A 13,272-nucleotide genomic window follows, 5' to 3' on the forward strand; every position below is an offset into this window, starting at 1 on the left:
CCGCGCGCACGGTGCCCCTGTCCCGGCCTCCGTGCAGGCCCGCATCGATGCCCGCCGTGCCGCCGACGGGCATCGCGAGCAGATCGCCCAGCTCGCCGAGCGCCGTGGCGGTGAACCTCGTGGCTGACCTGCTCGTACGCATCGGCGGCCAGACCGTCCCGTTGAGCCGCTGCCGCTGGGTGCTGTTCGACCAGACCGGATGTGCCTACGGGTCCCTTCTCGGTGGCTTCTGCCTCGATGAGCAAGCCGCCCACCGGGAGTTCACGCCCAGGCAGCGTGACCGCGCCCGGCAGACTCGGCGGGGTTGGCACGTCGAGCTGCTGACCCGCGACCAGTGGGCGGCCCGCGCGCGCCTGTGCCTGCTGGGCTGCTGCACCCACCTGGTCCCCCGCCCGGAAGACCGGCACCTGCTGGACCCGGACGACGCCGTCCTCGCCGCCGCCGCGTCTCGCTGGACGATTCCGCCCGCGGGTGGTGAGCCGCAGTGAGCCACACCCTGCGGGAGGTCGGCGCGATCCGGCCCACCAGCGAGGCTGAGCGCCGCGCCGCCGCGGTGACCGCGGCCGGCATGGTGCTCAGCCGGCTCCCGGAGGTGGACCGCGAGACCCAGCAGGCCGCGGCCCGCGACCTGCTTGAGGCGATCGGGCTGATCGGCCCTCGGGAGGCCCGGTGACCGCCGTCTTCCTCGCCGCCGCTGTGCTCCTGGCCGCGCCCGCCGGGGCGCTGCTGAGCCCGCTGGTGCGGCGGGCCGTGACCACCACCCACCGCCACACCAGGGGGAAACGATGACGCCCGCAGAGAACGTCAGCCGCAACATCAGCCGCCTCCGCCGACAGGCCGGCTGGACTCAGAAGGAAGCCTGCACGCGACTCGCCGCGATCACCGGAAGTCGCTGGTCTGATGTCACCTGGTCGCAGGCCGAACAGGTCGGCGGCGGCTCGTGCCGCCAGCGTGCCTGGAACGCTGGTGAGTTGAGCGCCATGGCCGCGCTTTTCCGAGTGACGGTCGGCGAGTTGCTGGCCGACGGCGGCGAGTGCTGCACGCAGTGCGAGGGCCGGCCCCCTGCGGGGTTCACCTGCAACACCTGCGGCGCGGGAAGTGAAGCCATCCAGGGCGCCGAGTTGACGGTCTACCGGGCCTCGCACCACTCGATCGTGATGGGCCTGTACACCACGGCCGCCGCCGCCCGCGCCCACTGCGAGGCGGACATGCGCTGCGAGTGGCCGAACTCCCTCCTCGACTGGATCGAGGACGAGGAGGACGGCGTCGCCGAGCTCGTTGCCGAGAGCGCGGACGGCGAGACCGCCACGGGCTACGTGGTGACGCCGCTGGCGGTCGCCTCCGCGTACGACGAGGAGGACGACGAGTGACGACCACCCTGCGCGCCGGGGCCACCATGGCCCCGGCCGCCGGGCGGCGGGTCACCCCCACCGGCCGGCTCATCCTCCCCGCCGACGCCGACCGCGACCTGTGGCTCACCGCCCGCCGCTCCGGCATCGGCTCCAGCGACATGGCCGCCATCCTCGGCCTCTCCCGCCACGGCACCATCCAGACCGTCTACCACGACAAGCGCGGAAACCTGCCCCTCGACGGCGAAGACAGCGAACCCGCCTACTGGGGCCGCGCCAACGAGGACAAGGTCGCCCGCCGCTGGGCCGCCGACAACCGGTCCGTGATCCAGCGGGTCGGCCTCGTCGCCAACGAGATCCGGTTGTGGCAGATGTGCACCCTCGACCGGCGCGTCATGGAGTGCCCACTGACGCCCGGCTCCCGGGAGAAGTGCGCGCTCGAGGTGAAGTGCCGCGACAAGATGAAGGCCCCGATGTGGCGGAAGGGCTGCCCGGACGACGTCCTCGCGCAGGTCCTGTGGCAGATCGACGTCTGCGGCTACGACCACCTCCACGTCGCTGTCCTCCTCGGCGGCAACGACTACCGCCGGTTCACCGTCCGCCGGGACGAACACGAGGACGTCATCGCCGACCTGCGCGCCGCCGGCCAGCAGGTGTGGGACCGGATCGTGGCCGGCGACCCGCCGCCGGTCACCGGCGACGAACCGCCCGGGCCGCTGCTGGACCTGTGGGAAGACCTGCACCCCGAACGGGCCGGGGTGGTCCACCTCGACCGCGACCTCGAGGCACAGGACGCCCTGGCGGACTACCTGGACGCCGTGGCCGACGAGCGCGAGGCCAAGGCCCGCAAGAAGCGCCTGAAGGCGAAGTTGGTGGAGCGCCTCGGCGACGCCGACACCGCGATCCTCGGCGACCGCCTCGCCTACTCCTGGGACACCTCCTCGACCGAGCACGTCGACCACGCCCGGCTCCGTGAGGAGTTCCCCGACGCCTACGCCGCGTGCGTGTCCGACCGGACCGCCCGGCGCCTCAACATCCCCCGCCGCCTGCGTGAGGAGCACACCCGATGACGAACCTGGCCGAACGCGCCGCCGCCGCCGCGGGCCGCGCCAGCGACATCCTGCCGCAGCAGCCCGAGTACCCCACGCCCGCCGCGCTGCCGGCGCCGGCTGGGCCGTTGGCCGACATGGGCGAGTATGAGCCCGGCGACGACGACCCGCCAATGATCCCCCGTGCACCTCGCCTGGCTCCGCGTCCGCAGGGACGTCCGCGCCATCGCCAAGCGCGAGCAGTACAACGCCTCCGGCACCCGCTACAACTTCCGCGGCGTCGACACCACGATCAACACCTTCGCGCCGGTCACCCTGAGGCACGGCGTGAGCGTCCTGCCCGTCACCGTGCAGACCCAGTACGGCGACGCCGTCAGCAAGGGCGGCAGCAAGATGCGGGAGTGCCGCGTCGTGGTGACGTGGCAGGTGATCGGCCCGATGGGAGACAGCCTGCCGCTGCTCCAGTCCGCCGGCGAGGCGCTGGACTCGCAGGACAAGGGCACCGCGAAGGCCCAGAGCGTGGCGTTCCGGGTGCTGTTGCTGACCGGAGGGATGACCCCGACGCACGACCCGGACCCGGAACAGCAGACGCTCGAGCGCGGCGACACTCCGGTCCGGCCGGCCGCGTCGTACGTGGACGAGATCACCCACCCGGACACCTCTGCCGGCCGCCTGCGGCAGATCCACTACGAACTGCGCTCCACCAGGCAGCTCGGCGCGCTGGTCACCAACGAGGTCGGCGAGGAGGAGTCGATCGGCGACCTGGTCGTCCGGATCGGCAAGGAGCGCGCCGCCGGAGGCGCGTCGTGATCCGCCGCATGTTCCGCACCCCGCCCCCGCCCGCCACCACACCGGCCCCGGTGCCGGCCGTGACCGGCTGGACCCCACACCCCCGCACCGTCCACCTCCTCGCCGACCTGCCCCGCGACGGCGCCGGCGGCGACCTCGACCACCTCGCCCGCGAGGTGCGGGCGCTCGCCCGGATCTGTGCCGAGCAGGAGGAGCGGGCCCGCCAGGCGGAGACCGTGGTCGCCTGTCTGGAGACGCAGCGCGCCCAGCTCGACGCCGAGGTCGCCGGCCTGCGGGCCCGAGTCGAGACGGTGGCGCTCACCCCGCGCGAGCAGGCCCTGGCCGACCGGCTCGCCGAGGTCACCGGCGCCAACGTCAGCCTCACCCGGGACCTGGCCGCGGCCCGGCGCCGCCTCGAGGACAGGGCCCGGCCGGCCGACACCACCGCCTGGGAGCCGTGCCCCCACCACGAGAACCCGGCGTGCCAGGACCGGCCGGTGCGCATCGGCGGGACCGGCGGCCACTACCACCCCGCGGGAGGTGCCCAGTGATGCGCCGATTCGCCACCCACGCCACCCACGCCCCCGACACCCTCGACCGGACATGGGACTGGCGTCGGCGCGCCGCCTGCCTCGGCATGGACATCGACCTGTTCCACCCGGTCGGCGACACCGGCCCGGCGCTGGCGCAGCTCGAGGAGGCCAAGGCCGTCTGCCGCCGCTGCCCGGTCCGCGGCGAGTGCCTCGCTGACGTCCTGCGCGTGGAGTCCGGGTGGGGTGCCACTCGCCGGGAGGGGATCTACGGCGGCCTCACCAGTAAGGAGCGGTGGGAGCTCGTCCGGGACCGCCGCCGCGCCGCCGAGGGGTTGGCGGGTCGTGGCTGAGCTGACCGACACGGAACTGGAGGAGCTCATCAAGGCCATCGGCCTGAAGCTGCCCCGTGGCGGCAGTCTCCGCAAGGAGGTCGCGCACGGCACCTACCGGGGCGCGCGGCAGCACCGCTACCGCGGGGAGCTGCTGTGTGAGCCGTGCCGCAAGGCCGAGAACGCCTACTTCGCCGAGAGGCGCGCCAGCCGCCGCAGCTACCTCACCGAAGAGGAGTGGCAGGCGCGGAACTCGGGCGGGAGCACCTCGTGACCGCCCTGGACCCGCCGGTGTGCCGGCACTGGATCGGAGTGGAGGGCCGTCGCTGCGGGGTGACCGAGGGCGTCCGCCGCTTCCTGAACTCGGTCGCCTGCCCCGCCCACACTCCCGCCGCGCTCGACGGCCGCCCCGAACCGCCTCCGCGACCCGGCTACACCCCGCAGGCGATCCCGAGCCCGCTCAGCGACTCCCGGGTGGTCGACAACCGCGCGATCGCCAGCGGCAAGCGCCGCTCCTCCACGCACGTCTACCGCGCCGCCCAGGACGCGGTCCACCACACCTACGAGAGGACCACCCCGTGACCGACCGCCCCTACACCGACGACGACCTGCTCGCCGAGGCCGCCCGCCAGCACCGCGCGCTCCCGTGGGGCCCGTGGTTCGACGCCGTCCGCCGGGAGATGGCCGGCCAGCCCATCCGTGAGGGCGCCACCACCTGGGACGACCTGCCCGAGGCCGAGTTCGACGCCGCTCACAAGCGGGTGTTCCAGATGCTCCTCGGGGCGGCCCACCTGTCGGCGTGGGCCGTCCGTCTCGGTGCCGACGGCCTCGAGCCGGACGAGCACACGCTCCAGCTCGCCGTCGGCCCCAGCGACGGCGAGAGCGAGTCCCGCGTCCGCGTGCACTTCGCGTTCCACCCCGACATGGCCGCCCCCGCCCGCGACCAGTTCGTCATGAACCTCGCCAAGGGCATCGCCGCCGTGCTCTGACCCCTGACCGGTCCCGGGCGCGGGCGGCACACACCCCGCGCCCGGGACCACCACCCACCTCGAGAGGAGAACCGTGACCGACGTCGTCCTGCCCACCCGTGAGCAGGCCCGCGCGCTCACCGACCGGATCCGAGTCGCCGTTGAAGGCACCTGGCTGCTGATCCAGGAGGCGTACACCTCCCGCGCCTGGGCCGTCCTCGGCTACGCCTCCTGGGACGCGTACTGCACCGAGGAGTTCGGCACCACCCGGCTCCGACTCCCCCGGGAAGAACGGCAGGAGGTCGTCGCGTCACTGCGCGACAGCGGGCTCAGCACTCGAGCTATCGCGGCCGCGGCAGGCATCGACCAGAAGACCGTGCGGAACGACCTCGCGGCGGGAGGTGAGGAATTCTCCTCACCTGTCCTCGGCGCTGACGGCAAGACGTACGCTGCCCGGCCCGCTCCCGAGCCGGCGTCCGACGAAGCGCGGCTCGGCGGAACGGACCGGGTGCAGCCAACCGGGCTCGGGTTTCAGGCCGCGGTCACCCCGCGGCCAACACCCGCGCCGCCAGAGACCGCCCCGCCGGCCGGGCCTCGCCGCCGGCCGCTGCCCGAAGCGTGGGCCGACGCCGCCCACGACCTCTCCCGCGCCGCCGAACGCCTCGCCCGGCTCACCGACGACGACCGGTTCGACCGCAACCGGGAGACCACCCACCACCAGATGCCCGACCTCCTCGGAGCCCTCGAGCACACCACCCGCCTGCTGAAGGCCATGCACCTGGACCAGGCCCCCACCAGCACGGAGGCCCGCCGCTGGTGGGCGACGAGCCTCCACACCCTCAGCGACGCCCTCACCGACGTCGCCAACTCCATCAACCAGGAGAAGTAGATGCGCAAGACCAGCGTAACCCGCCCCGACCAGGACGGACCGTCCTACCACGTCATCGACATCACCCCGGCCACCGCCAAGAGGTGGCTGCGGCAGAACACCCACAACCGCAACCTCCGCGACCGCGTCGTCAACAGCTACGCCGCCGACATGCGCGACGGGAACTGGGTCGAGGACGGTCAGGCCATCAAGTTCGCCCGGGGCGACATCGCCCTCTTCGACAACCCCTACCTGACCGGCGGCCCGCTGCTGGACGGCCAGCACCGCCTCAGCGCCATCGTCGCCGCCAACGTCACCATCCGCATGCTCGTCGTCACCGGCCTGCCCGCCAGCACGCAGGACACCATGGACACCGGCGCCAAGCGAGTCCTCGCCGACGCCCTCAAGCTCCGCGGCGAGAGCCACTGCGTCGTGCTCGCCGCCGCCCTCGTGAGGGTCCACCAGTGGCAGAAGGGCCACCGCAAGAACCTCCGGGGCGCCGGGACGGCCAAGCCCACCCACCGGCAGCTCCTGGCCCTCCTCGAGGACCACCCCGAGCTCCGCCGCTCGGTGGAGATCGCCGACCGCGTCCGGAAATCCATGCGCATCAGCGGAGGCACGGCCGCGCTCTGCCACTGGCTGTTCACCAACATCGACAGCAGCGACTGCGCGTTCTTCTTCGCCCGCCTCGCCGACGGCGCCGGCCTGATGACCGACGACCCGATCTACGCCCTGCGGCGCGCGCTCCACAACTTCGCCGCCGACCGCAGCAACCCCGACGAGTCCGTGGTCACCGCCGTGGTCATCAAGGGCTGGAACGCCTACCGCGACGGCCGCAGCGTCCAGCTCCTGTCGTACCGGCCGGGCGGCTCGCGGCCGGAGCCCTACCCCGAGCCGAAGTAGCCCCCTGCGGGCGGCCCCGCACCACCGCGGGGCCGCCCGGCGCAGCCAGTCCTGACCAGCACGACGAAAGAGACACTTGTGGGCATCCGCCTCTTCCTCGAGGTCCTCGACCATGCACCCGAGGTGCTGACGTGGCGCGAGCGGTACGCCCTTGCCGTGCTGGCCGAGAACGCCAACGACGGCACGCGGCAGTGCTGGCCCGGAATCGAGGATGACCCGCAGATCGCCCACCGCATGCGGCTGCCCGCGCGTTCCAGCCGCTACGAGGTGATCAAGGCGCTGCGGCAGAAGGGAGCCCTCGAGACCGTCTCTGGCGGCCACCGGGGGCGCCGGGCCGTGTACCGCATCCCGGTCCTCGGTCCCGTCTCGGACGCTGGAAAGGGTCCGGAATCCCCAGACGCTATGGAGCCGAAAGCGTCCGGGGACCCCGGACCCAATGACCTCGAAAGCGTCCGGGATCCCCGGACCCAATCACCCGGAAAGCGTCCGGGGACTCCGGACCCAATCGGAGAGAAAGGGTCCGGGAACGACCTCGAAAGGGTCCGGGAACCACATGGAAAGGGTCCGGGAATCCCGGACCCCTTCCCCTCAGACCCCTCAGACCCCTCAAGCAAGCCAGCTAGCCAGCAAGCCGGGCAGCCTTCGCGTCCGTCGGTCACCATCCCCGAATTCGCCCGCCCTCTCGTCGATGCGATCAGCCGTGCCGGACACACCCACCTGCGCTGGAACCTCAGCGACGCCGAGTGGCTCATCGTCCACGCCTGCATCCAACGCAGCGGCACCCCGGCCCTCGCCGCCTACGCCATCGACCAGGCCGCTGCTCGCCGGGTCAGCTACGGCCGGTACTTCCTCCCCGGCTGGCGCGAGGTCGCCCCCCTGCCCGACCCGGCCACCGCACCCACCGACGAACGCGGCGCCCGCCCCGGCCGCCCCGTCCTCCGCGCCGTCAACGGCCACCAGCCCTACCAGTGCCCGCCCGCTGAGGCGTACCTCAACCAGGGAGGCTTCTGATGCCCGAACCGCAGACCCTCGCCGGCCGTCCGCCGTCCGCGCTCGCCCGGCTCATGGCCGGCCTCGCCGACCGCCCGCAGGTCGCCCCCGGCCCCACCGACACCACCCTCACCCCCGACGATCCCGGCCACCCCGAATACCACCGCCAGGCTCGGGCCCGCGTCGCCCTCGCCCGCTGGGAGACTGCCGCCCCCCGCCGGTACCGCACGGCCACCTGCACCCACCCCGACATCACCACCTGGGCCGACCGCGCCGCCCCCGACCCCGACACCGCCGGGATCCTCGTCCTCACCGGACCGATCGGCACCGGCAAAACCCACCAGGCATACGGGGCGCTGCGCCGGATCGCCGAAGCCGGCCCGCGGCGTTTCGAGATGATCGCCACCACCGCCCCGGACATGTACGGGCTGCTCCGCCCCGGCGGCAGCGAACGCGGCAGCGAGTACGAGCTCCGCCGGCTGGCCCGGATCCCGCTGCTGCTCCTCGACGACCTCGGCACCGAGAAGTTGAGCGAGTGGACCGAGGAGGCCACGTACCGGCTGATCAACGAGCGCTACAACCAGTGCCGGCCCGTGATCATCACCACCAACCTGCTCGTCACCGAACTCGCCGCCCAGCTCGGCGACCGCCTCGCGTCCCGCCTCGCCCAAGCCGCCACGATCGTTACCCTCGCTGGCCCCGACCTCCGCCGGGGCCAGCCGTGAACGAGATCACCCCCGACGACATTCGGGCCATGCGCCGCCAGGGCGACCTGGGCAGGTTCCTCCGGCAGCAGATCCGCCGGCCGCGGCCGGCCCTCACGAGCTCGGCACCCGCCCAGCGACCCGCCGCCGGCCGGCTCGCCGTGCACCGGCCCGGAGCCTGGCCGCCCGGCACCCGGCCCCGCGGCCTTCTACCTCCGCTGCCGATGAGCGCCTGGTGGGCCGCCCTCGACGACTATCGCCGCTGGGCCGGGACAGCTCCCCCAACCGCCCGACCCGATGCCAGCCGTCACCCCTGCGACTGCGGCGCCCACGAGGAGGACCAGTGACCAACCCGACCGAAGGCCAGTGCGGCCTTTGTAAGCAGCGCCGTCCGTTGTTCGACTCGCGCTCCGAGTGGGGCGATGTCCCGGCCCGGCTGTGCACCGGGTGCTGGTCCCGGTACGCCGTCGCCCGGGAGCGAGGCGAGTTCGTGGACTGGGCCGACGCGTTCGACAACGCGAGCGACAGCCAGCTTGAGGCCGGACTTCGAGGCCACCGGTGATTCCGGCGGCCGTCGCCGCGGACCTGGCCGCAGCCCTCGAGGACTACCGGCTGATCACCCCACGGGATCAGCGGACCCCCGAGGACACCGCTCGGTTCGCCCTCGAGCAACTCGCAGGCTCCGGGTGGACGATCCGCTACACCGCGCCCCGGTGGCGCCGCGCAGCGGACCGTCTAAGGCGCCTGTACGGCCGTCTGGCAGCCGAACACCCGCGCGGACATCCCAAGCGTCATCCGGGTCTGTCTCACGCGCCCACGCAGTCACAGGAGCCGACGCTGTGATCACGTATCAGCTCGCCCTCACCGTCCCCGGCCAGCCGCCCGCGATACGCGAAGTCACCGGCGCCACACCCCCCGACCTCGCCGAAGCAGTGCACCAGCACGCCCGCGGCATCCTCGGCACCCGACGCGTCGAGGTCACCCTCGACTCCACGAAGCTGGTCGGCACCGTCCGCAGCCACCATGCGCACGCCGGCGACTTCACCCTCACCGAAGCCGCCAACGAGGAACCGGCCGGACAGCGGCAGCCGATGCACGGCTACACCCTCACCGACCTCCACCACCTCACTCAGACCGTCCTCCGCCTGGATCGCTGGCACACCGCCACCGACGTCACCGACCGGTACGACGCCGTCTGGCACGCCCTCGCTGAACACCTGTGCACTGCGGACGAGGCCCCGACACGCAGGGCCCTGATCAGCGTCGGAATACGGGCCAGCGACCGCCACGTCCACGGAGAGATGCGCCACCGCGGATGGAGCGCCGACCATCCCGGCCACGGCTCCCACACCGCCCCTGGCTACCAGCGGTTCTGGTTCGCCGCGCACACCCCCTCACCAGAAGACGGGGTAGTCGATCGGATTGCCCTGGCCCAGGTGTGGCCACTGCTGACTCCCCGCCAGCAGCAGGCCCTGACTGCGCTGGCCGCATACGGCACCTACCAGGCCGCCGCCCACGCCATCGGCGCGTCACCGCGCACGTTCACCAGCATCGTCGCCGGTGCCCGTCGCCGGTTCTACCGCTGGTGGCACCAGGGCGAGACCGCCCCGACGCGGCCCTGGCGCAAGGACAAACGGATCTCCGCACCCACCGACAGCTCCGGCAAGCCCAGACTGACTGTGTCTCAGGTCGAGGTGCTGCGGGACCGAGTCCAGGGCGGGGAACGCCTGCGGGCAGTGGCAGCCGACGCTGGAGTGCCGGTCTCCACCCTGTCGGCGTTGCTCCGAGGTACCCGCCGGCCCGCCCCTGACCCAGCCGGGGGTGAGGCGGCATGAACACCACCGCTCCGTCCCGGCCCTGCCCTGTGGACGACGCCGCGTTCACCCGCCCTCTGGCACGGGCCCTGGCCCGGCATACCGAGGCACTGGCCGCCGGCCAGGGACCTGGAGTTGGCCGTGTCGCTGGGTCCTGGGTGTACACCACCGTGCTGATCGCCTGGGCCGAGGACCACGGGTTGATCCCCACCCGGGTCCGCGCCGACGCCGAGCCCCGCCGCAAACAGCACCTCGCCGCCGGCGGCACCCTGGCCGGCTGGATCCGCAGCGGCCTCGCCGATCTCGCCGCGCATCCCGCCACCGCCTGCCTGACCGACCCCAGGTACAACCCGATCGGCCAAGCGAAGCCGACCGAGGACATGCTCCGGAACCTGATCGACTGGTGGACCACCACCGCGCCGGATCTGGCGTACGCCACCCCCGACCGCGGACCCGCCTCCATCACCGGCTGGCTGGCGGGCGACCTCCTCCAACTCGCCGGCGACGACCGCCGCAAGGGCAACGCCCTGTGCCAAACCCCCTGGTGGATCTGCGATTTCCTGTGCGAACACACCCTGCTGCCCGCCATCACCGAATGGCCCCGCGAAACCCTGCGGGTGATCGACCCTGCGTGCGGCACAGGGCACATCCTCACCTGGGCCATGATCGGCCTGTACCAGTGGTACCGCTCCGCCGGCCCCGGTCACCCCAGGTGCGGACCCGAGACGGCGATGCGCCGCGTGCTGGCCGGACTCCACGGCGTGGAACTCGACCCGCTGACCGCCGCGGTGGCCCGGCTGCGGCTCACCGTCACCGCCGCCGCGCTCCTCGCCGCTGACGGTGCCCTGCCCGCCCCGCTGCGGCTCCACGACATCCCGGGCTGGATCCGGCCCCGGGTGGCCGTCGGCAACGCCCTCCTCGCCGGCCAGAGCGACCTCAACCCGCCCGGCACCATCCTGGACGACACCGCCGACTACCCCGGAATCTTGACCCGCGGCACCTACCACGCGGTGATCGCCAACCCGCCGTACATCACCGTCAAAGACCGGGCCACCCGCGAAGCGATCCGCGCGGCGTACCGCGACGTGTGCGTGGGCCAGTTCTCCCTATCGGTGCCGTTCACGGTGCTGCTGTTCGACCTCGCCATCCGCGGTGGCAAGACCGCCACCGCGCCACCGCCCGCACAACTCGATCTCTTCTGACCCCCGGCCCGGGTGGCGCAACAGGTAGACGCAGCCGCCTTAAAAGCGGCCCCACCTGCGGGTTCGAACCCGGGCCGCCCCGGCAGCTCGCCCTGTTCCCCGCATGACCCCCGGCCCGGGTCGCTCAACGGCAGAAGCAACCGCCTTAAAAGCGGACAAGTGCGGGTTCGAATCCCGCCCCGGGCACGCACCGGCACTAGGAGGACCACCGTGGACTACCAGCTCACCATCACCACCCCCGGCCGGCCACCGGCGGTGCGCACCGTCACCGGCGACACCCCGGCCGTGCACCCGCACGCCCGCGGGATCCTCCGCCACGGCTACGCCCTCGCCGACCTCGACCGCATCGCCCGCGCGGCCTGCGCCGCTGACCGGTCGCTCGCCGCGGACATGTCCACCCGCTACGACATCGCCTGGTCCGCTGTCGCCCTCGCCCTGGCCGAAGCCGCGGAGCCGCCATCGTGGCAGCACCTAGTCCGTGTCGGCTGGCAGGCGATCTACGCCGAGGTCCGCGACGTCCGACGCCTGTACGGCATCCCCCGGGACCGTGCGGTGGACGGTGTGGCTTCCGCTCCGCGGTTCACGATCTACTGGCACCCCACCTCCGGCACTGCCGCGGAGGACGTGCTGGTGGAGACGGTGGCGGTACGGCAGATCCTGGCCACCCTGTCGCCCATATACCGGAACGCCGTCGTCGCCCTGGCGGCGCATGACACCGTGCGAGCCGCCGCGCAGGCCCTGGGGATCAGCGAGGTGGCGATGAAGGGGCGCCTCCGCACCGCCAAGGCCCAGTTCGCCGAGCGGTGGTTCGCCCCAGACCCAGCGCCGCGCCTGCGCAGAGACCGCCGGGTCGGGGCGTACGACCGGGCCCTGGCCACCCACTGCTCCGCCGGGCACGAGTGGACGCCGGAGACAACCAGGTGGGGTCGCGGCCGGCCCGGGGGCGCTCGAGTCCGCCGGTGCCGGGCGTGCGAACGCGAGCGGGGCGCCGCGAGGCGCGCTGCCGCAACGGGGATCGCCGCGTGAAGTCCTCTGCCCAGCCGGCCACAGAGATGCAGGACTTCATGCTGCGTACGTCCCTCGCCCTGGCCGTGCCGCTGCACATGCACGAGCTGCGTGGCCAGTCCCCGGCCACCCTGGCCGGCATCGCCTCGGCCGCCGCCGACGTGGTAGGCAGCCACGGCGACGACCTCCAGTACGGCGGCCGGCACTGCGCGCGGACGTTCAACTCGTTGGCCCGCGGCCTGGCCGCCGCCGCGCTCACCGCACAGGGCGGCGTCACCTGGCGCGGCATGCACTGGTGCCAGACCCCCGGCTGCCGCACCCCCGACGACATCGCCGGGCACATGGCCGCGTGCCCCAGCCCACCCACCACCATCCACCACCAGGAGGCCCCCTGATGCCCACCCGCATCCAGCGTCGCCGCACCGCCGGGTGGCGCGCCCCTCGCGATGCCGCTGGCCGGCTGCCGGTGTACGTGGGCCGGGGCAGCCGCTGGGGCAACCCGTTCCCTGTCGTCCGCCACGCCGACGGCACCTACGGGGTCCCAGCCACCCAAGGCCAAGGCACGCAGTGGCGCACGTGCGACACCGCCACCGAGGCCCGGGCCGAGGCGGTGCGGCTCTACCGCACGTGGGTGGCCGACCGGCCGTGGGTGGCGAACTCCGCCCGCCGGGACTTGGCCGGGCGGGACCTCATGTGCTGGTGCCCGGCCCCGGAGCCCGGCTGGCCCGACCACTGCCACGGCGCGGTGCTTCTCCGCCTCGCGGCGGGC

The 13,272-nt window shown here is 73.2% G+C and carries 21 protein-coding genes and 1 tRNA gene; all 22 read left to right on the forward strand.

What is annotated here, in order from left to right; genetic code table 11:
* Window positions 1-119: 119 nt before the first annotated feature.
* Window positions 120-488, forward strand: coding sequence for a hypothetical protein (locus A3IG_RS0125335; protein WP_158676929.1), 369 nt, complete (start codon window positions 120-122; stop codon window positions 486-488).
* Complete coding sequence (locus A3IG_RS0125340) at window positions 485-673, forward strand: hypothetical protein (RefSeq protein WP_018386394.1); 189 nt, start codon at window positions 485-487, stop codon at window positions 671-673. Before A3IG_RS0125335 ends, A3IG_RS0125340 begins: the two co-directional genes overlap by 4 nt.
* A gap of 112 nt (window positions 674-785) precedes the next feature.
* Window positions 786-1,370, forward strand: coding sequence for a helix-turn-helix domain-containing protein (locus A3IG_RS32120; RefSeq protein ID WP_018386396.1), 585 nt, complete (start codon window positions 786-788; stop codon window positions 1,368-1,370).
* A complete protein-coding gene (locus A3IG_RS0125355) occupies window positions 1,367-2,419 on the forward strand; it encodes a YqaJ viral recombinase family nuclease (RefSeq protein ID WP_018386397.1) in 1,053 nt (350 codons plus the stop codon). Before A3IG_RS32120 ends, A3IG_RS0125355 begins: the two co-directional genes overlap by 4 nt.
* A gap of 162 nt (window positions 2,420-2,581) precedes the next feature.
* Window positions 2,582-3,208, forward strand: a complete 627-nt coding sequence (locus A3IG_RS0125360) for an ERF family protein (RefSeq protein WP_018386398.1) — start codon at window positions 2,582-2,584, stop codon at window positions 3,206-3,208.
* Complete coding sequence (locus tag A3IG_RS0125365) at window positions 3,205-3,738, forward strand: hypothetical protein (RefSeq protein WP_018386399.1); 534 nt, start codon at window positions 3,205-3,207, stop codon at window positions 3,736-3,738. The genes A3IG_RS0125360 and A3IG_RS0125365 overlap by 4 nt, the downstream gene beginning before the upstream one ends.
* A complete protein-coding gene (locus A3IG_RS0125370; protein WP_018386400.1) occupies window positions 3,738-4,070 on the forward strand; it encodes a WhiB family transcriptional regulator in 333 nt (110 codons plus the stop codon). The genes A3IG_RS0125365 and A3IG_RS0125370 overlap by 1 nt, the downstream gene beginning before the upstream one ends.
* Window positions 4,063-4,323, forward strand: a complete 261-nt coding sequence (locus A3IG_RS0125375) for a hypothetical protein (protein ID WP_018386401.1) — start codon at window positions 4,063-4,065, stop codon at window positions 4,321-4,323. Before A3IG_RS0125370 ends, A3IG_RS0125375 begins: the two co-directional genes overlap by 8 nt.
* Window positions 4,320-4,631, forward strand: a complete 312-nt coding sequence (locus A3IG_RS31225; protein ID WP_018386402.1) for a hypothetical protein — start codon at window positions 4,320-4,322, stop codon at window positions 4,629-4,631. Before A3IG_RS0125375 ends, A3IG_RS31225 begins: the two co-directional genes overlap by 4 nt.
* Window positions 4,628-5,038 carry a hypothetical protein gene (locus A3IG_RS32125; RefSeq protein WP_018386403.1) on the forward strand — a complete coding sequence of 137 codons (411 nt, stop codon included), beginning with the start codon at window positions 4,628-4,630 and terminating at the stop codon, window positions 5,036-5,038. The genes A3IG_RS31225 and A3IG_RS32125 overlap by 4 nt, the downstream gene beginning before the upstream one ends.
* A gap of 73 nt (window positions 5,039-5,111) precedes the next feature.
* A complete protein-coding gene (locus A3IG_RS32130; RefSeq protein WP_018386404.1) occupies window positions 5,112-5,906 on the forward strand; it encodes a hypothetical protein in 795 nt (264 codons plus the stop codon).
* Window positions 5,907-6,788, forward strand: a complete 882-nt coding sequence (locus A3IG_RS0125395) for a hypothetical protein (protein WP_018386405.1) — start codon at window positions 5,907-5,909, stop codon at window positions 6,786-6,788. It begins immediately after the preceding gene.
* A 78-nt stretch (window positions 6,789-6,866) separates the two neighbouring features.
* A complete protein-coding gene (locus A3IG_RS0125400; protein ID WP_018386406.1) occupies window positions 6,867-7,799 on the forward strand; it encodes a hypothetical protein in 933 nt (310 codons plus the stop codon).
* Window positions 7,799-8,503 carry an ATP-binding protein gene (locus A3IG_RS0125405; protein ID WP_018386407.1) on the forward strand — a complete coding sequence of 235 codons (705 nt, stop codon included), beginning with the start codon at window positions 7,799-7,801 and terminating at the stop codon, window positions 8,501-8,503. The genes A3IG_RS0125400 and A3IG_RS0125405 overlap by 1 nt, the downstream gene beginning before the upstream one ends.
* Window positions 8,500-8,829, forward strand: a complete 330-nt coding sequence (locus tag A3IG_RS34420; protein WP_158676930.1) for a hypothetical protein — start codon at window positions 8,500-8,502, stop codon at window positions 8,827-8,829. The genes A3IG_RS0125405 and A3IG_RS34420 overlap by 4 nt, the downstream gene beginning before the upstream one ends.
* Window positions 8,826-9,044 carry a hypothetical protein gene (locus A3IG_RS0125410; RefSeq protein ID WP_018386408.1) on the forward strand — a complete coding sequence of 73 codons (219 nt, stop codon included), beginning with the start codon at window positions 8,826-8,828 and terminating at the stop codon, window positions 9,042-9,044. Before A3IG_RS34420 ends, A3IG_RS0125410 begins: the two co-directional genes overlap by 4 nt.
* Window positions 9,045-9,321: 277 nt before the next feature.
* Window positions 9,322-10,317 (forward strand): helix-turn-helix transcriptional regulator, encoded by a 996-nt coding sequence (locus A3IG_RS32135; RefSeq protein WP_018386409.1) that lies wholly within the window; start codon window positions 9,322-9,324, stop codon window positions 10,315-10,317.
* Window positions 10,314-11,498, forward strand: a complete 1,185-nt coding sequence (locus tag A3IG_RS0125420; protein ID WP_158676931.1) for an Eco57I restriction-modification methylase domain-containing protein — start codon at window positions 10,314-10,316, stop codon at window positions 11,496-11,498. The genes A3IG_RS32135 and A3IG_RS0125420 overlap by 4 nt, the downstream gene beginning before the upstream one ends.
* Window positions 11,499-11,611: 113 nt before the next feature.
* A tRNA-Leu gene (locus A3IG_RS0125425) sits at window positions 11,612-11,684 on the forward strand.
* Window positions 11,685-11,708: 24 nt separating this feature from the next.
* Window positions 11,709-12,524: a hypothetical protein gene (locus A3IG_RS33430; protein ID WP_018386411.1), complete on the forward strand. Its 816-nt coding sequence runs from the start codon at window positions 11,709-11,711 to the stop codon at window positions 12,522-12,524.
* A complete protein-coding gene (locus A3IG_RS33435) occupies window positions 12,521-12,898 on the forward strand; it encodes a hypothetical protein (RefSeq protein WP_158676932.1) in 378 nt (125 codons plus the stop codon). Before A3IG_RS33430 ends, A3IG_RS33435 begins: the two co-directional genes overlap by 4 nt.
* A partial coding sequence (locus A3IG_RS31250) for a DUF4326 domain-containing protein (RefSeq protein ID WP_018386413.1) occupies window positions 12,898-13,272 on the forward strand: 375 nt, incomplete at its 3' end. The genes A3IG_RS33435 and A3IG_RS31250, both read left to right, overlap by 1 nt.

The organism is Wenjunlia vitaminophila DSM 41686 (assembly GCF_000380165.1).
Lineage (GTDB): Bacteria > Actinomycetota > Actinomycetes > Streptomycetales > Streptomycetaceae > Wenjunlia > Wenjunlia vitaminophila.